Origin of the sequence: Exiguobacterium sp. s125, assembly GCF_018618605.1 — a bacterium.
Taxonomy (GTDB): Bacteria; Bacillota; Bacilli; order Exiguobacteriales; family Exiguobacteriaceae; genus Exiguobacterium_A; species Exiguobacterium_A oxidotolerans.
The window spans coordinates 73,328-93,929 of sequence record NZ_JACSMI010000004.1; the positions used below are offsets into that span (position 1 = coordinate 73,328).

Below are 20,602 nucleotides of genomic sequence, written 5' to 3' on the forward strand. Positions count from 1 at the left end.
GATGGTCTTTTGTTTTGAAGGGAGATACACTTTTAAGAAAAGTCACGTTGATTGTGCGACGCAGTGACTGTTTTTTGTTTTGGGGCGTGGGCATAAATCGGATAAAAAATACCGACTAAAATGATGATGATACCAATCCATTGCGAGCCCATTAAATGTTCGCCTAAAATGAGCACAGAACAGATAACTGCTGTTGGGAGCTCGGCAGCCCCGAGCAATGAGACGCTGGCAGGACTGAGATGTGGTGCACCTGCAGCAAATAAAAGTGGTGGTAAAATCAAAGCGAATAAGCCGAGTGGAAGGGAATAAAGCAACATTCCATTTTCAAAATTTGTTTCGCTCAAGAAAGTAGTAGGTGGATACATAATCATGACGAAAAGTAACCCACCTGTCATCATATAAAAGCTCTTTTTGATGACCGGAAGATGATTTGCGACACGTCCGCTCGCGAGTAAAAAGATGGAGAAGCTGACCGCTGCTCCTAATCCGAACAACGTTCCGCGGAAGTCAAGCGAACTCGTGTAAGCAGCACTTGCCAAAATGGCTCCGCCAATCAAGAGGATTGCTGACAAGAAGTGTGCCCGTGAAGGTAAGCGTTTCGAAATGATTGAATCGATAACAACACCAATCCACGTAAATTGGAACAATAAGATGATTGCGACGGAAGCAGATATTGTCTGCAGGCTCTGATAGTAAAGGTAACCTGTCGTCCCACTGGAGATGCCGATAATGACCAGTTTCATAGCGGTCGTAGGTGCGAGACGTAGATTTTTTGTAAATAGCGCAAGGATGAAAATCATGAGCCATCCGAAGAGAAACTGACTTCCTGAAACTGTAGCAGAGTCGAAGCCGGCAGCATAAGCTAGTTTGACAATCGTTGAAAGGACACCGTAACTGATGGCGCCGATTAAAACGAAAAGTGTTGCTTTTGATCGATTCATTTGGTTGCCTCCATGTTTTAGAACGCACAAAAAAGGTTGCAACAGGGCCTTGTCCAGGTTTTTTGGACAGGGTTTGGTTGCAACCTGTGTGAGTTATTTAATGTTGAGACCTACCTCTTTGTAAAAGGCGGGTTTTAATTCATTGTAGCGAGCAGTTAAACGATTAAAATCGTTTAACGTAGCTGTAGCCTGACGCGTAATACGATTTAAGTCGGCTGTTGCTTCATCAATCTTAACGAAGTTCGGTTTCTCGGTCAAGTAGGAGAGTAATTTTTCCTCCGCGTTCATTGAAGCGGTATACTGCTTAACGAACGTAGTGAATGCTTGTTCACGCTGTTCGATGACTTCAATCACGCGAGATCCTTCACGTTTCGGTCCGGTTTCGAGTTCTGCGACGTAATCTTTTAATTCTTGCATATCTAACTTAGCGAAAGCCTCTCGGCGCAACGATTGTTCTTGTTCAAGCAAAGAGGATCGTTCTTCGTTTAAAGCCATTAATTCCTCACGTTCATTTTGTGACCGCTTGATTTCCTCGGCTCCTGCATCGAGAACTGCTTGGTACGTGTTAACGGAAATTTCATCTTTTCTACTTCTAGACTCTGCGAGCGTGGTCGCGTCTTGTTCGTATGTTGCGTGCTCCTCGAGTTTGTCATAAAAGTCCATAGAGGAATCTGTTGAACAACCACTTAAAAGTAACGCAGCACAACTCGAGAGAAAAGTGAGAGACAGGTATATTTTTTTCATGAACGAAACTCCTTATAGATTGGATTGCTGAACAAAATTAAACGGAATATGGAAGTCTTCATCATAAATCGAAAACTGATAGCCTTTTTTCTTTAAACCGGCAACGATTGCCGGAAGTGCGCGTAACGTTTGTGGTTGTTCATGTAATAAAATAATTTCGAAGGGATCTTCTGCCCGGTCGATGACAGTTTTTGCGACTTCTTTTGCACTGTCTTTGTAATACCAATCCATCGAATCAATCGACCAGTCCCAGACACGTAGATTCGCAGACGCCACATCATTCGCAATCGTTTTTGAAATACCGGGAGACGAGCCATACGGAGGACGCGTCAGAAGAGGCGAATGTCCCGTTAACTGATTAATCTTTTTTTGGACGCTCAGCATCTCTTTGACATATTGTTTTTTCTTATAGAGCGTTTCATAGTCATGGGTCTCACTATGCAAACCGATGTAATGTCCTGCTGTTGCGGTATCTTTTACAAACGTCGGCTGGGCGTCGATGTTGCTTCCGATGAAAAAGAAAGTAGCTTTGACTTGTTGTTGCGCCAGTTCATTTAAAATGTCTGTGGTTAAGGCGCTAGGACCATCCTCAAACGTTAAATAGGCGACTTTTTTTGTCACACCATTCCATTGATCGACCCGGGATTTTTCCATGTTAGCAACAGGGACTTGTCCGAGCGTTGTGACCGTTACAGTAGCGAGCTGTTGTTTCGGCTTGATGTATTGATAGGCGATGAATCCACCGACAGAAAGTAAAAGTAAGGTGAATAAAATCGATAGCTTGCGAAGAAATTTGTTCTTAGAATGTCGTTTTCGTGGTCCAAGACCAATCGGATTTCCAGTGTTGTATGAATCCATCGCTGTTATAGCTCCTTTGCAGAAAATCGTATAGGTTAACTGTAACATTTTGTCTGTTTCATTTGTAACAAACATGTTACAAAAAGATAACTGAGTAAGATTTTTCAAATTATGACTCAGTAAGTTAGATTAAAACAGATGATATTTGATTTAAATTAAATATGAAAAAGAGGACAAGCAGACCCGTTTGGATCTGTTTGTCCTCTTTGTTATAGCTCACTTATTGTTCAGTGACTGTGCAATCCGTACATTCGGACTGGTAAGATTCGCATTGTTCATCCATCTCTTTTCCACAGGTAGCACAAGTTTTTGCAGGGAGTTGACGATAAAATTCAGCAGATGTCTCTTGGTAAAGTGGCTGTTCCATTTGTATCTCCTCCTAATGGCAATCAATGTGTATACAACGTTGTTTATATAATCTTATTGTATTAGTACAGATGATGAAAGTCAATAATTGTTTTATAACAGATGAAGTTAAGTAAGTCTTGTCATATGACAGTCGAGAAACAGGATGATACGATATCAAAGTAAATTAGATACTATTAAGGGGGATTACATCATGAACCAAACTTTTTCAGAAACACTGCAAACATTGAATGAACGACGTTCTGTTCGTCATTATGATGCGTCATTTACATTAACTGAAACGGAAGTAAAAGAATTAATCGAATTAACAACAGCTGCACCAAGTGCTTGGAACTTACAACATTGGCATTTTATCGCCTTCCACTCAGAAGAAGCGAAACAACAGCTCGCACCGATTGCTTACAATCAACCAGCCATCACGTCTTCTTCAGTCGTCATCGCCGTGCTGGGTGATACGCAGGCAAACCGTAATTACAATCCGGTCTACGGACCAGCTGTCGAAGCGGGCGGCATGACGGAAGAGTTATTTGACTCGATCAAAGGGCAAGTAGAAGGTGCCTACCAAAGTGCTGCATACGGCCGTGACGCGGCAATGTCGAATGCCAGCTTAGCTGCGATGCAGTTGATGCTCGTGGCAGAAGCGAAAGGGCTCTCGACGCTTGCGATGGGCGGTTTCGATCATCAAGTATTCGCCGATACGTTCATTACGGAAGAGCGTTTTGTACCTGTTATGTTGATTGCTGTCGGTAAAGCCGTTGAAAATGCGAAAAAACGCCCGGCACTTCGCTTACCAGTCGATCAAGTGACAACAATATTATAAAAACAAGGGGCTGACTCAAAAGTAAACATGTGCCACACCCATCTTGTTTAAAAGGAATCACTTGCTTCACGCGACTCTTGCAAAAAAAGCGCGTAAAAAGAAAGGTGATTTCTTTTTGAGTCAGCTCGACTGTTTTTTTATGAAAAAATTATTTTTTTTACGGAAACTACTTGCCAGCTGTTTAGTTTCTTGCTATATTAATAAATGTCCTAGCAAGTACATAACGTACTGCATCATGATTCTGTAGCTCAGCTGGGAGAGCGCTACCTTGACAGGGTAGAGGTCGCTGGTTCGAGCCCAGTCAGAATCATACTAAAAGTCCCGTTCATCATTTGATGAACGGGACTTTTTTAGTTTATTCGTTCGTTTGAAGTTCGTCTTCTGTCACCCACTTGTGATTTTTGACAGTGTCGCCGCCCGTCGTCGGTTTGAAGTCAACCATGTAAACGGTTGTTTGTTCAGCGCTGTCGATTGTTGCTTTGGCACCATTCATACCAGTCATATGATCAGCATCAATCGTCGTCGTGTCACCTTTTTTAAGTGGAGAAGATGGGACTGGTGTTAACTCTTCCTGGACGACCCATTTATGATTGGTCACTTTCTTTCCGCCATCTGTTGGTGTGAAGCTCACGGCATAAACGGTCGTATCAAATGCACCGGCAATTGTCGCTTCCGCTCCATCCATTCCTTTCATATGCTTCGACGACATGATTGCTGTTGAGCCGACCTCGAATTTAGGATTTGCTGCTTTTTTAATACCCTCCGGTAAATCCCCGTCACTTGAATGCATCATTCCTTCATGTGAATCGTCCTGCATTTCACTCTGCATGTCATTGTGGTTTGCTTCTTTATCTTGATCATTCCCGCATGCACCAAGCAATAAGGCAGTCGATAATGTGAGGCTTGCTACGATTGTTTTCTTCATTTTAAATTCCCCCTGTATAATGTGATGACACGATTACTTTACCCATTATTCGTGCAGAAACCGTGCAGAAAGCGTGACATTTCTGCATCCTGTACCTTTCAGTTGAAGTCTAAAATCAATTGGTGTTTATAATGAACAAGAAGAGCATGGTATGAGGAGGGATGACTTGAAACGCATATCGCACTATATCGGAGTACTATTTTTGAGTGCTTTTTTAGTGACTGGAGGTATTTTGTTTGGTGCTTTGTACTTGAATCTTGTCGAAGATCGTTCGGATGAAGTCATGTTAGGTCTATTGAATCGGGGGGATACGCATCGTGACGTACTCGAGCAGTCCTTCACGGAGCAGACGATTCATCATGTCAGTTTGATGGAATCGACGTCCGAGTTCACGGTTGTCGTGACCGATCAATATGGACAAATCAAAAGTACATCTGACCGACTGACGGATGAGATGCGACAAAAACTTGTCCATACCGACTTTACATACCAAAAAAACAGTCGGATTGTTAATCCATCCGAGACGAAAGGGCACTATTTGATGACAGATAGCCCGATCACTGTATCGGGAAAACATGTAGGTCATGTGTTCATGTTCGCCCAGGCAGATTTAGTACAACGAGTAGTTGATCCGTTAACCCGGCAATTTATACGAATGGGAATCGTCGCACTCGTCTTGACGGTCTTTGTTGTGTGGTTCTTTACGCGGGTGATTTCACGTCCTTTAATCGAAATGGAACGGGCGACGGCAGAACTTGGTAGAGGGAACTTGTCTGCTGATTTGCCGGTCGAACGGCAAGACGAACTAGGCGCGTTGGCACGTTCGATTACAAAACTTGCGAAAGATCTCGATCTTCTGAATCGGGAACGTACCGAATTTTTAGCAAATGTTTCCCATGAATTGAGAACACCGTTAACTTATATGAAAGGTTATGCGGATATCTTAAGCCGACCTGGTTTAACAGAATCTGAAAAAGCTTCGTATATTAAGATTATTCAAGAGGAAAGCACGCAGGTGACGGAATTAATTGAGCAACTTCTTCTATTAGCACGTTTAGATGAAAATGAATTCTTGATTAAACGGTTACCTGTATCACTTGAGCAACTCATTCCATCACTTGTCGAGAAAGTTCGTCCCGCGATTGAAGCGGAAGGATTAACACTAACGGTCATGGGTGACGCTGTAATGATTGAAGGAGATGACGTTCGTCTCGGTCAAGTCGTATTGAATCTTCTTGATAACGCACGGAAATATACAGAAACCGGATCAATTGAAATCAATTATGGTAGAAATTCAGGTGGGCCCTTTTTTGCGGTTCGAGATACGGGGATTGGGATAGAGGAAAATGAAATCAAGCGGGTCACAGAACGGTTGTACCGAAGTGAACCGTCGCGCTCTCGGAATCGTGGCGGATCAGGAATCGGTCTGGCGATTGCGAGTGCCATCGTCAAAGCGCATGGGGCTAGCTTAGAGATTAAAAGTCGAAAAAATCAAGGGACGACAGTAACTGTCCAATGGGAGGTGTAACAAAGATGGCACGTATATTGATCGTGGATGATGAAGCACGTATGCGGCAGTTGCTTCAGTTATATTTAAAGCCCTATGGACACATTTGTTTTTTAGCTGAATCAGCAGAAAAAGCCTTACAACTCGTTCAAACGGTTCCGATTGACTTAGCATTACTAGATGTCATGATGCCCGAAGTCGACGGTTGGAAATTATGTCAAACTATCCGGCAGTTCGCTGATTTTCCAATCATTATGGTGACAGCCCGAAATCAACGAGAAGATGTTTTGCGTGGTCACGAAGTCGGCGCAGATGACTATGTTTCAAAACCGATTCAAGAAGGAGAGTTGCTTGCTCGAATCGAATTGTTAATCGGGAAGTCTCGAAATGGAGAAATTAATTTTCATGGTCTTCAGTATAATTCTGCTGCCTATCGCTGTGAATACGAGGGGCAGCGAATTTCACTTACGAAAAAAGAATTTCAGTTACTCGGAAAACTGCTACATGCCAAGAACACGATCCTTTCGCGGGAACGTTTATTGGAATCTGTTTGGGGTTATGAAAACATGCTTGAACCTCGAACCGTCGATTCGCATATTCGACATGTCCGAGAAAAATTACGTGACGCGGAATTTCCGATTGATCGGTATTTAGAGACGGTTCGGGGAATCGGTTATCGGTTAACGGATTACCCGGATTGGTCAACATAAGGGGGAATATCATGACGACTATCTATCTTGTGCGCCATGCGCATTCAACGTATTCAACCGATGAACGAAATCGTCCGTTATCGGCGAAAGGAAAGCAAGATGCCGAAGCATTAGTTTCAGTGTTTCAAAATATTGCAGTAGATCATGTGTATACGAGTCCATACAGGCGAGCACGTGAAACAGTTCAACCTTTAGCAGCAAATCGGGGGCTCGCTGTTAAGGAACAGTCAAATTTCGCGGAGCGAGTGCTCGCTCCGGGAGCCTTGGCTGATTTTCAAGAAGCAGTCCGTGTCGTTTGGGAACATCCGGATGATAATCCGTACGGTGGTGAGTCGAATCAAGTGGCGACAGAACGTGTCGTTGCGAGTACGATCGAGTTACTGCGGACACATCAAGAAGAGGTGCTTGTCATCGGAACACATGGAAACATCATGGCCTTATTGATGCAGCATTTTGATGCGCAGTATGACTATGCCTTTTGGCAAACGTTACCGATGCCAGCGGTGTACCGACTCGACTTCGAAGGCGAATGCTATAGCGGAAGTCGGCAAGTCACAAGGTGAACTAAAAGAGACAGTGACTTCCGTGTACGTACCGGAAATCATTGCCTCTTTTGTATAGGGTCATACTTAAACGTTGACGGCGCCTTCATGTTTCTTAATCAAGTCTGCCGTCAGTTGGCCGGACAATGTGACCATCGGCACACCGCCACCTGGGTGCGTCGAACCACCGACGAAGTAAAGTCCCTCGTACAGGTCACTTTTCGAAGGGATTTTAAAGCCGCCGTTCTTTTTCCGATCTGCAGCGACACCGTAAATCGAACCGCCATTCGGTCCATAGAGTGATTGTAAGTCTTCCGGTGTAAAACGATATTCGAATTCAATCGAATCGCGTAAACCATCTAGCCCCATCCGTTCAAGTTTGTCGAGGACGACTTCGCGATACGCATCCCAATCCGTTTTACCAGCGGGGTTTTTCGTAAGGGGAGGAACGTGCGTCAAAACGAATAGATTGTCTTTTCCTTCCGGTGCCTGTGAAGCGTCAGATTTCGACGAGACACCAACATAAATCGTTGGATCTTCAGGTGGTACACCATCCTTGAACATTTGTGCAAATTCGCGTTCTGGATCTTCCGAGAAGAAGAAATTATGATGTTTTAATGATTCGTATTCACGGTTGACTCCGAGTAACAAGACGAGACCAGACACAGAAGGAACAAACGAATCATTTAACTTTTTCGCTTGTTTGCCTGCTTTTTTGTCCGGAACAAGGTTTTGATAAGTCGGAATGACTTCGAGATTCGAGACGACGACATCAGCCGGGTAAAACGTACCGTCTTTAGTCTCGACTCCGACTGCGCGTTTTCCTTCGACGACGACACGTTCGACCGGCGTGTTGACGTGAACAGTGACACGCAATTCGTCAAGCAATGCTTGCATCGCTTCGGCAATCTTGTACATACCGCCTTTGACGTAATAGATGCCAATTCCCATTTGGACATAAATCATTTGGTTGAAGACGGCAGGTGCTTCGTATGGATTGGAACCGACATACATCACCATGTAATTAAACAATTGCTCGAGATGTTTGTTATTCAAATGTTTTTTTGTCCCACTTGCAACTGTATTCAACGGATCCATCTTAAGTAACTCGGACATCGTATGGTATTTCTTTAAATCTTTTAAGTCTTCAAGACTATATTTATAAAAGCTATCTAAACACAGGTCATACATTTTTTTAGAGTAACTGAAGAGTTCAACAAAATCGGCTTGATCCGAAACTTTTTTAAATTCATCGAGCATGCCAGGTAAGTCACCTTTGACATCGAGTTCTGTCCCGTCTTCGAAAAACGTCCGCCATTGAGGTTCGATCCGTTCAATTTCTAAGTAGTCTTCGAGGCGACGATGCACGCTTGAGAAAAGTTGTTCGAGGACCCAAGGCATCGTTAAGATAGAAGGACCTGTATCAAACGTAAATCCTTTCCCGCTTCGTTGATTCAACTTCCCACCGACATTGCCGTTCTGCTCGAGCATCGTGACGGCATAACCGTCTCCCGCGAGACGGATCGCTGCTGACATTCCTGCTAAACCTGCTCCGATAACCACTGCTTGTTTTTTCAATAGAATCACTTCTCCTTAGAATTTAATAAATGAAAGGAATCAAACGTTTTCGTGTCGTCGCCCATTGCGTATAAGCTGGACCAAAACCGGCTGTGAGTAGCGTTTCTTCAATTCGAATCCGGTGGCGCAACATAAAGAACATCACAAGACCGGCAACAATCGTAACGATCCAATTAGCAAAAAATAACGGGAAACCGATCGTGATAAACAATAGTCCAGTATAAAGCGGGTGGCGTAATGTCCGATACGGTCCCGTACTGACAAGACGGTCACCCGTATTTACCGTAACGTGCCGCGTAAATTGGTTCTTTAGGTGGAGAATGCCCCAGTAACGTAAAAAGACTCCGCCTCCTAAACAACCTAGTCCGATAATTTGTCGAGGGAGACTTTCGTCTGTTCGACTGAATAGCAACGAGAAAATAATTGTGAGAGACAACGTTATGAAAATTAAGTAGAAACTACGTTGTTCTGCGTATGGAGATGATTCTTTTTGACGATTTCGAAAGAGAAACAATTCGAGTAGCCAAAACAGTGATACGAGGATGAAGGCATAATCTAAAATTGACATCACAGATTCGCCCCTTACATGATTCATTATTTAGAAAAAGCACGTACATGTTATTTTACCCAAAGTTATAGAATTTCAATCGTCTAAAGTCTGCTAAAAGGTTTCATATGGATATAAAAATGGTAAATACTTGATGTATGCTTCGTCGTTCAGTTGTATCGGTCCGTCTGGTATGAAAGAGGTGGAAGCTGTGGCTAAAAAAGATGAAAAGCATCATATCATTACGTTAACGTTTGAAGAAGAATCAACATCGTATCAAGTGTTCAGTGAACTGAAGAAGTATCATGCGAATGGGCAAGTGGATTTTGAGCAAGTCGCAATCATTAAACGAAGCGAGAATGGAGCATTTTCGTTTGAGGATGCCGTTGATTTAAGTGGTTCGAATAAAGCGTTTAAAGGTTCATTGATTGGGATGGCCGTAGGTATACTGGGTGGTCCGTTCGGGATTCTCCTCGGTTCGATGACTGGTATGCTGATTGGTGGATCAAAAGAATTGAAAGAAAACCAAGCGATTCAAGAGACGTTTAAACGGACGTTAGGGGTCATACCACCCGGGAAGACAGGGGTGATCGCGATTGGTGAGGAATTTGAACCATCAGTTTTGGATGGCCTAGTCGCAAAACATAACGGAACGATTGAACGGACAGATGAATACCTTGAAAAATAAAGAAGTGACGAGACAAAGTGCCGTGCTTTCTTCCACTCGCTTTCTACCGGCAAGACCGCTTCACCCGAGGAAGGCAACGGAAAAGGAAGAGGATTCGTATTGTTATCTGTACACACTAAAAAACCCTTCTCGCACAGGCGAGAAGGGTTTTTCGTTACGCTTTACGTTCTTTTTTGATCTTTTTGAAGAAGAATAACTCATAGACGACAGGTACGATGATTAACGTTAAGAGTGTTGAAGTCGTTAACCCACCGATAACCGTCAACGCAAGACCTTTTGAAATCAGCGTTCCGGACGAAGTCGTTAGAGCAAGTGGAACGAGCGCCATAATTGTTGCGAATGCCGTCATCAAGATTGGACGGAGACGTGTTTTACCAGCTTCGATGAGCGATTCACGAATTGGTAATCCACGGGTGACATTTTGTCCGATACGATCGACGAGAACGATTGCGTTCGTCGTTACGATACCGATCAACATTAAGAATCCGATCATGACACTGACGGACAATGGTTCGTTCGCTAAGAAGAGTGTGACGAGTGAACCGATTGGTACGAAAATGAGCGATGACAAGATGATGAATGGGATACGCGCCTTGCCGAACGTAATCAGCATCGTCAAGTAGACGAGACCAATCGCAACGACGATTGCGATTCCGAGTGACTGGAAGATTTCGACCGTATCATCATTACCGCCACCACTGGTGAGAGATACACCATCGGGTAACTCAATTTTCTCGACATCTGCTTTAACGTCACTCGAAACCGTTTGGACGTTATCGCCTTTCACTTGTCCTGAGACACGTGCGTAGACTTTTCCATCGAGTTTCTGAACCGATGTGAACGTATCGACCGCTTTGACTGTAGCGACATCTTTTAAAGGAACAGGACCTGTCGCTGAGAACAATTGAACATCTTCAAGATCTTCACGTGATGTTAACTCTTTTGCATAAGACAATTGAACGTCTTGTTCCTTATCATCGAGTGTCAACGTGCCGACCGTGACCGGTTTCGTTTGGTCATTGACGGTACCGAGAATTTGGAAACCAGAGAGACCGAGGTCGCTTGCTTTCTCTGTATCAATTTCAACGAGGAATTGCTTTTGTTTTTCACTAAAGTTATTTGTAACATATTTTAAATCACTGTTTTCTTTCATATTGTCTTCGACTAATTTTGCTGCTGTTTGAAGCGCTTCGAGATCATTCGAGAACAAATCGATGTCCACGTTATTGTTCGAAGGAGGACCACCAGTCGAAAGTTCGGCGATGCTGATTTTAGCATCAACATCGTCTGCGGCTGCAATCTCATCCATTTGTGATTCAAGTGACTTGATTGTTTTTTCGACATCAGCATCTGCTTTTAAGTTAAGGAAGTAACTTGCCTTATTATCGAGACGAAGACCTGTCGTGAAGTCACGCGCTCCGACAGACGTCGTCACATCGTCAATCGCTTCTTCATCGTCAAACATCTCTTCCATCTTCAGTGAGACGTCACTTGTTTTTTCAAGTGATGTCGCAGCCGGAAGCTCAAGCGATGCTGTCAATGTTTTAGAAGCTTCATTCGGAATAAACGTAAAGCCAAGTTGCGGTACGATGGCGAGTGATCCACCGAGGAGTAAGAAAGAGACAATCAAGATAATCGCTTTATGGGATAATGATTTTTCAATCAATGTCCCGTACCAGCGTTGGAGGACGCCTTCTTTTTCTTCCGCCGGAACCTTTTTGAATGCGAACTTCGCTAAAATCGGAACAATCGTAATCGCGACGAGCAATGAAGCGAGTAGCGAGAAGATGATGGTTAAAGCGAATGGTAAGAAGAACTTACCAGTAATTCCACCAACGAATCCGATGGGTAAGAACACGACAACGGTCGTTAATGTCGATGAAGTAATCGCTTTTAAGATTTCCTTCGTCGACTGTTCGATGACTTCATTAGTCATCCCTTGTTCTGACTTGCGGACCCTTCGGAAAATGTTCTCGATGACGACGATACTGTCATCGACGACCCGACCGACCGCGACAGCCATCCCACCAAGGGTCATGATGTTCAGTGAAATGTCCTGCCAGTTCAAGAAGATCGCAGCAATCAATAGTGAAAGTGGAATCGAGACGATTGCGATGATGGTCGCACGAATATTACGTAAGAACAGAAGTACGGCAATCGACGCGAATAGAGCACCGAGAAGTCCTTCTTTGACGAGTGTCGAAACGGACTCTTCGATATCTTTTGCTGAATCAATCCCGATTGTATAATCGATTTGATCCTCATATTTGTTGAGAATTTTTGTGACTTGATCGGCAATTTCTACCGTGTTGGCATCTTGTTTTTTTGTGATTGCCATCGAGAGTGAATCTTTTAAGTTATAACGCGTTTTTTCGCTCTGTTTTGAGACAGATTCAATGTCTGCAATATCTTTTAAACGAATCGGTTCTGCTGGTTCTTGAGGTGCCTCCTGACCAGTTGCTTCAGTTGGTGCACCTGTTCCTCCGGTAACACCAGTAGATGGTTCTGTTGGAGCAGCTGCGGTACCGATGGACGATGTTAATTGTAGATTTTTGATTTTGTCGAGATTTTCAAGTTTTTCTTCGACACGAATTGGAATCTTGGAATCACCTTCCGCAAGTTGTCCAGATGGGAAGGAGACGTATTTGGCATTGATTTGATCTTTAATACTTGAGAGCGACAGACCGGCTGCTGTTGCCTTCTTTTTATCAACGGTAATTTGGACGAGGTCATCTTTGTAACCACCGACCGAAACGCTGTTGATACCTGGGATTTTGTTCAATTCTGGCTCAATTTGATCTTTTAATAGTGATTCAATGTCTTCTCCGTCTTTGCTAAAGAAGGAGATATTATAGATGGGGAACGAACCAAAGGAGAAGCGGTTTAATTTAGTACTTGCTTCTTCAGGTAAGTTTGCATCCTGGATCGCCGCATCGATTTGTTGCTCGACTTGGTCCATGTCGGTATCAAACGGGAATTCAATATTGATAATCCCGATGCTTTCGTACGCAGAACTCGAAATTTTTGTTGATCCCTCAATCCCTTTGAGAGCGGTTTCGAGTTTTGAGACGACTTGTTGATCGACATCCTCAGGGGATGCACCAGGATAAACGGCTTCAACTGAAATTTGCGGGAATTCGATTTCAGGAAACTGGTCGACCTTGAGTTGGGTAAATGAATAGACCCCGCCTAACACTAAAAGAATAGCGATGATAAATACAGCGACAGAGTTTTTTAAGCTAAAACGTGTTAAAAAGTTCAAAAGATGTCCCTCCTTTATTTTTGTATGTGCTTAATTACATACTAGACGACGGTTTAAAGGGCTGCAACTTTAAAACGGTTTAATTTTTATGAAAAAGTTAGAAAAAACACTTTACACTTTTCGATATGCTGATATAATAAAGACATACCCAGCAACACGATATCATGATTCTGTAGCTCAGCTGGGAGAGCGCTACCTTGACAGGGTAGAGGTCGCTGGTTCGAGCCCAGTCAGAATCATACCGAAAACTCGTTCATCTTTTGATGAGCGAGTTTTTTTTGTCGTTAAAAAAGCTATTCCCTTAATTGAACGGGAATAGCTTATACTTTATTGGATTTCAAGGTGGAGATCGCCAACTTTTGTCCAACCGAACAATGTTGTCGCCCGGTAGAAGACGAATGTGAGGACGCCGGGTAAGAGAATGCCTGTAACAACGAAGACGGCGAACGCGTTAAACCCTTGATTGACGAAAATATTGAGTGGCGCAATCATCGAGTTCAATCCAAGTCCAGCTAACTCATATGGAACTTTTAATGACAACACGAGTGTTGCGACCGGCGCTGAGATCATAGCTGCTAAAAACGGTGCGGCTACAATTCGCGGATTCTTGACGATATTCGGAAACTGAACTTTTGGTGTCACGAAGAACGAGGCAATCAAACCGCCGGGATCGGTTTGGCGATAGGCCATCAAAGTAAAACCGACGAATTGTGCGGAACAGCCGATAAGCGCAGCGGCACTTGCGACGGGATCAAGCTGAAGCGCAATGGCGAGTGCTGCAGATGAAGCAGGAGACATTAAAATTACGCTAAAGATGAGTGCGATGACGAGTGAAGTCGCGATTGGCGATGTTTCGACAGAAGATGTGACCATTGCACTGAATTTTGTAAGTAAGGGTGTCGTTACGGCAGCAGCACCAAGACCAGTGATGCCTCCTGCAAGTACGGCACACATTGGAATCACCATCATGTCGAACTTCGTTTTGCCTGTCATTCGTTTTCCGACATAAACAGCGACGGCTGCAGCAATCAACGCACTGATCGGTTGACCGGGAATTAAGACGAGACCGGCTTCAGTCGGCTGGAGGGCAGCACCACCGATTGTTGCCGCAATCATTGCGCTGAAGAGAACGAGCGTATTACCACCAAGTTGATAGGCGATGCCGGCACCGAGCGCCGGGGCAAGTAAAACTTTTGCGATGCCGCCAATCGTCAGTAACACTTCGATATGTAATAAGTTTCCGAACGTCTCAATCAATAAGCCCACGCCAAGTGTAACGAGCACTGCATTCGCCATCCCGGCTGATACCTTTACCATTCGATCCATCGCATAATCCTTCACTCTTCTTCATCCTCTCTATTTTTCCATTAAAAAAACCTATCCGTTAACTGGATAGGCGCCATGAATAGTGCGGGCGCCTCATTCGATGCATCGAAAGGAGGGCCCAAAAATCGATTCCGGAAAATCTCGGAAAAGTTTTCAGTCCCTCGTGCATAGAATAATCAGTCGGCCCGCAATTTGTGGAAGGTACATCGTGTCGTGCTCCTCTCGCTTGAATTTTTCTAAGCCTAACATGCATTAAATGAATAATCAATATTTTCTGACAATTTATTTTTCAGTTCACTTTCAGCTTAAAAGAGGAAAGGAAGAAGAAACGTTAGTAAACCTGGAATGGAGGCGGTTACATGAAATTTGCACTTATTACAGATATTCACGGCAATGCGTCAGCCTTAGAAGCGGTCCTTGCCATACTCCACCGGGATCAAGAAATCGAGACGATTTACTGCCTCGGTGATTTGGTCGGAATTGGTGCGCAAACCAATGAAGTGATTGACTTGATTCGAAGTGATAAAAAAATTCGGACAATCAGTGGAAATCATGATGAAAATGTCTTGGCATTATTGAATGGGGAACGGTATCCGGACAGTTATCTTCATGCGAAAGCACATCACAGTTGGGTTGCGAATCAATTAACGGCAGAAAATCGAGTTTTTTTAGGGCGACTGCCGCGGACCATCTCAAAAGTAGTTGAATCACGGCGTATCCTGTTCACGCATTATGCCTATCGGGACGTGCGGGCAATGATTGGAGAAGAACCGCTTCGTCCGACGGTTGATGGTAATAAAGAAACACTTCCGCAGTTATTTGCTGATACGAGTGCCACCCTGATTTGTTTTGGGCATCACCATCCGCGACAGTTCGTTCAAGTAAACGGAACGACATATGTGAATCCGGGAGCGTTAGGGTGCCAACCGGAGGCAATCGCACCATTTGCGGTCGTGTCAGGAGATAGTGAGAACTGGGACGTAGAATTTATGGATGTACCGTATGATGACGCGGCGTACCTCGAATCATTTAATGCGTCAGACATGCCGTCAAAAGAGTTGTTACGGAAATTGTTTTTAGGGGGAAGAAGTTGAAGTCGATAGATAAAAGAGAGGGCGCCGAGAAAGACGACGCCGCTTTGACTTACGAAATAAAAAATCTTACGATGTACGCAATGATGAGGATGAAGAAGAGGACGAGCCCGATATTTCGTTTGAGGCGGTTGCGTTTCCAATGAAAGAGTAGTGACAGGATCGGGGCAAGCAGAAAGCCTGCAAACAGTGCGACTAGCGTCAAGATGAAAAACAGGAAGTCCGACGAGTTGCTGCTTGCCGTATAGGATTTCCACATATCAATCAGTGAAATGATGACGTAGACAAGCAGAACCAAGAGATAAAGCGGGAGAAGCATATACGATTGCATACAGGGTAACACTCCATTCAAGCAAGATAGTTTAAGTATACGATTAAACTCAAAATAAAGGGGTTCTGTAAAAGGGAATCATTGATTCATTTCGAATCAAACGAAGAGAGATAAGAATAGGTGGGATTGGGTGAAGAAGCTGTATCAAAATGTTTTCTTGTTCAGGACGATGAAAAAGACATACCATTTAGTCAAACGGCATGCCAGTAAGAAAGCGGTACTAGACAAAAAAAGAATGACTCTTCCTTAACAGGAGAAGTCATTCTTTTTGGTTACAGTAGCTTGAGCATGGCTTGACTGATGATTTTTAGGTCAAGCTCATCGCCGATCAATGGCCATTCGGCAATCAAAGCGATATACGTTCGAAACAGTAGAAACGCTGTTACATCAATCGGGATTCCAGAGGAACTGACATCTAGCTCGAGGCGTGTTTCGAGTAAGTTTTTAATATAGTCAACAACATGTTTTTCAATGCGGGTTCGTAACTCTTGCATCTCTTGTAGTTTTAAGTTGTGCGTCTCTTCTGTAATTTTTAAGATGAATAAATGTTGCTGCTGATGATTAACGATTGCATCGATCATCGCCTGTTTATTGGCTTCCACGCTTGCACCTTCGACGTAAGCATTCTCAGCTTCCGTTCGCATCTCTTGTAACACGAAGGTTACAAGAGATTCAAACAAATCAAGCTTACTTTCGAACAGCTGATAAACAGTTGGTTTTCCAACATGGGCCCGCTTTGCAACTCGTTCAATCGTCGTTCCTTTATAACCGAGTTCAGAGAAACAATCCATTGCCGCGTTTAGGATGACTTGTTCTTTTTCATGCTGCGTCATGTGATTTTCTCGCTTTCGTCGAAAGCAAAATACGTTTAGCGCTTAAAGCACCTACGAAGACAAGTACTAACGCTCCGGCTAGAATCGATCCGAGGACTAGGCTATTAGAAGCAAGAGCATCTGTGACACCGAGTCCAAGTGCTTCACGGAACCCACTGACTGAATACGTCATCGGTAGGAACGGGTGAATATACTGGAAGAAGCTTGGTGTCATTTCGACTGGGAACGTACCGCCACTACCACCGATTTGAAGGAGTAATAGCAGGAACGCTGCGAATTGTCCAACGCGGCCAAATAACATCGTCAAAGCGAATAGCAAGGTAATGAACGTCATCCCGGTCAAGGCGGCGAAGCCGTAGAGGGCAGGGACACTCGCGACAGTCGAATCGAGGACGTAAACGATAGCGGTCGCGGCGGCAACCCCTTGCAATGCACCGATTGGTAAAATCAAAGAAAGTTTACCGACGAGGAAGCGCCATGATAACGTCTCTCCGTGTGCTGGACGAATCTGGTAGACCGAAGAGAACATCAACGCACCAGCGAATAACGCGATACTTAAGATATAAGCAGACAGTCCGGAACCGTAGTTGCTAACGGTCGAGTAGTCATGTTCTTTTAATACGACAGGCTCAGCGAGCATGTTGTCACGATCGTTTGATGGTTTGACTGTTGCGTCTTTTGCACCTTTACCGAGTTCATCAGTGAGTGTTTTTGCTCCGTCAGCCAGTTTAGAGTTACCATCTGCTAAGCGCGAAGCACCATCTGTCAATTGACCGGCCCCAGATGAAAGTGCTACCGCACCGTCTGTCAGTTGACCGAGTCCTGAGTTCAAACTTCCCATTGCCGTACTGGCATCGTTTGTCCCGGTCGCAATTTTTTGAGCACCGGCAGTTAACTGTGTACTACCGTCAGCTGCTTTATGAACACCATCTGTATACGTCGTTAATCCTTGATTAAAATCAGTTTGACCTTGCTCTAAGTCTTTTGCACCTGAAAGCAGTTTGTTTTGACCTTGCTCCAAGTCTTTTGCACCTGAAAGTAATTTTACTAGACCACCGTCAAGTTGCGAGACGGCGGATGCGATGTTTTGTCCACCGACTGCTAACTGATTAATTTTATCTGTCGCATCGTTGGCAGCGGCAAGACTAGCATCGAGAGCCGTTTCTTGTTGCGCGAGACTCTGAACATTTTGTTCCATCGTCGCAATCGATTCAAGTAACGTACGTTTTTCTTCTTCCGATAAATTCTCAGAAGAAGAAATGACCCCCTTGATTGTTGCGACGTTAGCTTCAATTGCTTCACGCCGAGCACTTAAATCTTGTTTTAAAGCTGCAGCGGCACTGTTCAAGTTTGTAATCGTCGCATCCACTTCCTGTGCTTTTTCATTCAGTTGATTGAGTCCGGCATTGAATTTCGGAAGATTGCTATCTAACTCTGATGCACCAGCAGAAGCACTCTCAATACCTTGACGCAGTTGAGTTGATCCGGCAGAAGCCGATTCAAGACCTTGACGAAGTTGAGTAGAACCAGCTTGCAGGTCAGTTGATCCTTTAATGAGTTTACCGCTATTGTCATCCAGCTGGTTCAGACCACTCGATAACTCACCAGATTTCTCAGCGAGCGCCTGAGCACCATCGTTAAGTGTGTTGAGACCTGTCGAGAGTTGAGACGAACCATCCGCTGCCTTTGCTAAGTTCGTTGACAAGTCGTTTGTACCATCTGTCAGTTTGCCGAGATTCGTCGTAAGCGTTTTGGCACCGTCTGTCGTTTTGTTGGCACCATCTTCAAGCTTCGACGAACCTTCTGAGGCATCTTCAAGACCTTGCGCAATTTTTTTTAGCGCTCCAAAGATGGCGCTACTATATTGCTTCGTTACGGATTTTCGAATTTTTTCATTTAACTGTTTAGCGGCATTACTTGAAATCTGTGTCCCTGAGTAGTTCTTAGCAGGGTTCAAGTAATACTCGAGTTCAATTTTTTTAGGATGTTCATCGAGTAAAGTTGTCGCATTCTTTGAAAAGTTTTTTGGAATGACGACCGTCATATAGGTATCCCCGGAACGTAACTGTTTTTCGGCTTCTTTACTTGAAAGAAACTGCCAATCAAAGTCATCGTTCTTTTTTAATTTTTTGATGAATTGATCCCCGATATCAATTTTTTCACCTTCATACTTGATCGTCTTGTCTTCATTTACGATGGCCACTTTAATCTCTTCTGTCTGACCGTACGGGTCCCAGAATGCAGATAGGAAAATGGAGTTGTAAAGAAAGGGAACAAGAATGATTGCCAAGATGACAATCACCATCATCGGGCTTTTTAATTTTTTCCATTCTGAGCGAAACATGAATATAAATCCCCTTTTGAAAACTTAAAACTTATTTGAGTTTTCGGTTTTGATGAGATTTACTTTACTCTCTTTCAGAATAGAAAGCAATTCATTTAATCAAATCTTTACTATTTTGTAATGACTGATTGTGATTGATTTTAAAAGAGATAGTATTTAATGTAGGAAAAAATGAGACGTGCTTCAAAAAACGAGCGTCTTTAAGGAATCAAGAGGATTTTGCCTGTACTTTTTCGACTCTCAAGATAATCATGGGCACGTGCTCCCTCAGCGAGTGGGAATGAAGTTGGATCAGATACATGGAGCTGATTTGAAATCACCCAACTGAACAGCTCACCCGCCCGTCGAATCCGCTCTTCACGTGATGTGAGAACATTCCACAAATCACCGCCTGTAAGTGTTTTTGATGTATCCATTAAAAAGCGGAGGTCGACTGCGACGGGATCTCCACCGGCCATTCCGTAAAACACGACGGTTCCTCTTACTTTTGTGACGTCAAAACTGTTCATTAATGTTGTACCAATGGATTCATAGACGACATCGAAACCACGATTATTCGTTACTGTCAGAATTTGCTCAACCCAGTCGTCCGAATAAAGAAAAACTTCTTCGCAACCATTTTCTTTTGCGATGAGTGCTTTTTCTTCGGAAGAGGTCAGCCCGATTGGAACGGCTCCATGCGAATGAACGATTTGAGTCAGCAGTTGTCCGACACCTCCAGCTGCTGCGTGAATCAAAACAAGATCGCGTGGTTGAATCGCGTAGCTGTCACGTGTCAGGTAATGGGCTGTCAATCCTTGTAGGAGCAGGGAAGCACCGACTTCAAAGGAAATCTCGTCAGGGAGCGGCAACCTGTTCTGCGTTCGCATTCGGTACATCGGCAAAGGCAACACGCTGACCGACGTTAAGTCCGGAAACGTCTTCCCCGATCTGAGTGATGATACCAGCACCCTCATATCCTAAAATGTAGGGAGCGGCTCTTTCTAAGTGATAATTACCTTTTCTGCGATAGATGTCAGCGAAATTAAGACCGATTGCCTTCATTTCGATTAAAACCTCATGAGATTGAATAACGGGAGTTGGAGCTTCTTGATATGTGAGGACGGAGGAATCTCCGAATGAACTGAACGTAAGAGCTTTCATCTGAAACACATCCTTTTAGTAGTAATGGATTTAACTATAGATCATC

18 protein-coding genes, 2 tRNA genes and 1 pseudogene are annotated in these 20,602 nt (G+C 43.9%); 8 read left to right on the forward strand and 13 right to left on the reverse strand.

Features of this window, described 5'->3' with window-relative positions:
* Positions 1–32: 32 nt before the first annotated feature.
* The 4 genes from KNQ05_RS11275 to yhfH all read right to left on the reverse strand — a co-directional run bounded on the left by KNQ05_RS11275 (position 33) and on the right by yhfH (position 2,910).
* Positions 33–941, reverse strand: coding sequence for an EamA family transporter (locus KNQ05_RS11275; RefSeq protein WP_214805417.1), 909 nt, complete (start codon positions 939–941; stop codon positions 33–35).
* A gap of 93 nt (positions 942–1,034) precedes the next feature.
* Positions 1,035–1,685, reverse strand: coding sequence for a YkyA family protein (locus tag KNQ05_RS11280; protein WP_088836323.1), 651 nt, complete (start codon positions 1,683–1,685; stop codon positions 1,035–1,037).
* A 12-nt stretch (positions 1,686–1,697) separates the two neighbouring features.
* Positions 1,698–2,543, reverse strand: coding sequence for a polysaccharide deacetylase family protein (locus tag KNQ05_RS11285; RefSeq protein WP_088836324.1), 846 nt, complete (start codon positions 2,541–2,543; stop codon positions 1,698–1,700).
* A 220-nt stretch (positions 2,544–2,763) separates the two neighbouring features.
* A complete protein-coding gene (yhfH, locus tag KNQ05_RS11290; protein ID WP_084157661.1) occupies positions 2,764–2,910 on the reverse strand; it encodes a protein YhfH in 147 nt (48 codons plus the stop codon).
* A 192-nt stretch (positions 2,911–3,102) separates the two neighbouring features.
* Here yhfH and KNQ05_RS11295 point away from each other — a divergent pair, with 192 nt between their 5' ends.
* Positions 3,103–3,729 carry a nitroreductase family protein gene (locus KNQ05_RS11295; protein WP_088836325.1) on the forward strand — a complete coding sequence of 209 codons (627 nt, stop codon included), beginning with the start codon at positions 3,103–3,105 and terminating at the stop codon, positions 3,727–3,729.
* A gap of 237 nt (positions 3,730–3,966) precedes the next feature.
* A tRNA-Val gene (locus KNQ05_RS11300) sits at positions 3,967–4,039 on the forward strand.
* Positions 4,040–4,084: 45 nt separating this feature from the next.
* Here KNQ05_RS11300 and KNQ05_RS11305 read toward each other — a convergent pair.
* Entirely contained in the window at positions 4,085–4,654 is a 570-nt protein-coding gene (locus KNQ05_RS11305) for a YdhK family protein (RefSeq protein WP_088836326.1), read from the reverse strand.
* A 166-nt stretch (positions 4,655–4,820) separates the two neighbouring features.
* On the opposite strand from KNQ05_RS11305, the gene KNQ05_RS11310 reads away from it, so the two are divergent.
* From KNQ05_RS11310 to KNQ05_RS11320, 3 genes are read left to right on the forward strand one after another with little or no spacing between them, the layout of a single operon-like run.
* Positions 4,821–6,182, forward strand: a complete 1,362-nt coding sequence (locus KNQ05_RS11310) for a sensor histidine kinase (RefSeq protein ID WP_214770070.1) — start codon at positions 4,821–4,823, stop codon at positions 6,180–6,182.
* Between the two features lie 5 nt (positions 6,183–6,187).
* Positions 6,188–6,871: a response regulator transcription factor gene (locus KNQ05_RS11315; RefSeq protein WP_088836328.1), complete on the forward strand. Its 684-nt coding sequence runs from the start codon at positions 6,188–6,190 to the stop codon at positions 6,869–6,871.
* Positions 6,872–6,882: 11 nt separating this feature from the next.
* A complete protein-coding gene (locus tag KNQ05_RS11320; RefSeq protein ID WP_214770067.1) occupies positions 6,883–7,434 on the forward strand; it encodes a histidine phosphatase family protein in 552 nt (183 codons plus the stop codon).
* 66 nt (positions 7,435–7,500) lie between these two features.
* On the opposite strand, the gene KNQ05_RS11325 is transcribed toward KNQ05_RS11320, so the two are convergent.
* Positions 7,501–8,991, reverse strand: coding sequence for a phytoene desaturase family protein (locus KNQ05_RS11325; protein WP_214770065.1), 1,491 nt, complete (start codon positions 8,989–8,991; stop codon positions 7,501–7,503).
* A 22-nt stretch (positions 8,992–9,013) separates the two neighbouring features.
* The gene (locus tag KNQ05_RS11330) at positions 9,014–9,559 is read right to left on the reverse strand and encodes a methyltransferase family protein (protein WP_088836331.1); all 546 of its coding nucleotides are present in this window, start codon (positions 9,557–9,559) and stop codon (positions 9,014–9,016) included.
* A 190-nt stretch (positions 9,560–9,749) separates the two neighbouring features.
* Here KNQ05_RS11330 and KNQ05_RS11335 point away from each other — a divergent pair, with 190 nt between their 5' ends.
* On the forward strand, positions 9,750–10,226 hold the full coding sequence (locus tag KNQ05_RS11335) for a DUF456 domain-containing protein (protein WP_088836332.1): 477 nt from the start codon (positions 9,750–9,752) through the stop codon (positions 10,224–10,226).
* Positions 10,227–10,380: 154 nt separating this feature from the next.
* Here KNQ05_RS11335 and KNQ05_RS11340 read toward each other — a convergent pair whose 3' ends face one another.
* On the reverse strand, positions 10,381–13,488 hold the full coding sequence (locus tag KNQ05_RS11340; protein ID WP_214805419.1) for an efflux RND transporter permease subunit: 3,108 nt from the start codon (positions 13,486–13,488) through the stop codon (positions 10,381–10,383).
* 166 nt (positions 13,489–13,654) lie between these two features.
* On the opposite strand from KNQ05_RS11340, the gene KNQ05_RS11345 reads away from it, so the two are divergent.
* Positions 13,655–13,727, forward strand: a tRNA-Val gene (locus KNQ05_RS11345).
* Positions 13,728–13,815: 88 nt separating this feature from the next.
* On the opposite strand, the gene KNQ05_RS11350 is transcribed toward KNQ05_RS11345, so the two are convergent.
* Positions 13,816–14,814 (reverse strand): PTS sugar transporter subunit IIC, encoded by a 999-nt coding sequence (locus tag KNQ05_RS11350; RefSeq protein ID WP_088838424.1) that lies wholly within the window; start codon positions 14,812–14,814, stop codon positions 13,816–13,818.
* A gap of 359 nt (positions 14,815–15,173) precedes the next feature.
* Between KNQ05_RS11350 and KNQ05_RS11355 the strand changes: the two genes are divergently transcribed.
* Positions 15,174–15,908, forward strand: a complete 735-nt coding sequence (locus KNQ05_RS11355; protein WP_214766705.1) for a metallophosphoesterase family protein — start codon at positions 15,174–15,176, stop codon at positions 15,906–15,908.
* A 49-nt stretch (positions 15,909–15,957) separates the two neighbouring features.
* On the opposite strand, the gene KNQ05_RS11360 is transcribed toward KNQ05_RS11355, so the two are convergent.
* From KNQ05_RS11360 to KNQ05_RS11375, 4 genes and pseudogenes are all read right to left on the reverse strand, one after another.
* Positions 15,958–16,236 (reverse strand): hypothetical protein, encoded by a 279-nt coding sequence (locus tag KNQ05_RS11360; protein ID WP_088836335.1) that lies wholly within the window; start codon positions 16,234–16,236, stop codon positions 15,958–15,960.
* A 272-nt stretch (positions 16,237–16,508) separates the two neighbouring features.
* The gene (locus tag KNQ05_RS11365; RefSeq protein WP_088836336.1) at positions 16,509–17,069 is read right to left on the reverse strand and encodes a TetR/AcrR family transcriptional regulator; all 561 of its coding nucleotides are present in this window, start codon (positions 17,067–17,069) and stop codon (positions 16,509–16,511) included.
* Positions 17,056–19,413 (reverse strand): YhgE/Pip domain-containing protein, encoded by a 2,358-nt coding sequence (locus tag KNQ05_RS11370; protein WP_214805421.1) that lies wholly within the window; start codon positions 19,411–19,413, stop codon positions 17,056–17,058. Before KNQ05_RS11370 ends, KNQ05_RS11365 begins: the two co-directional genes overlap by 14 nt.
* 200 nt (positions 19,414–19,613) lie before the next feature.
* A pseudogene (locus tag KNQ05_RS11375) lies at positions 19,614–20,556 on the reverse strand (quinone oxidoreductase family protein).
* Between the last annotated feature and the right edge of the window lie 46 nt (positions 20,557–20,602).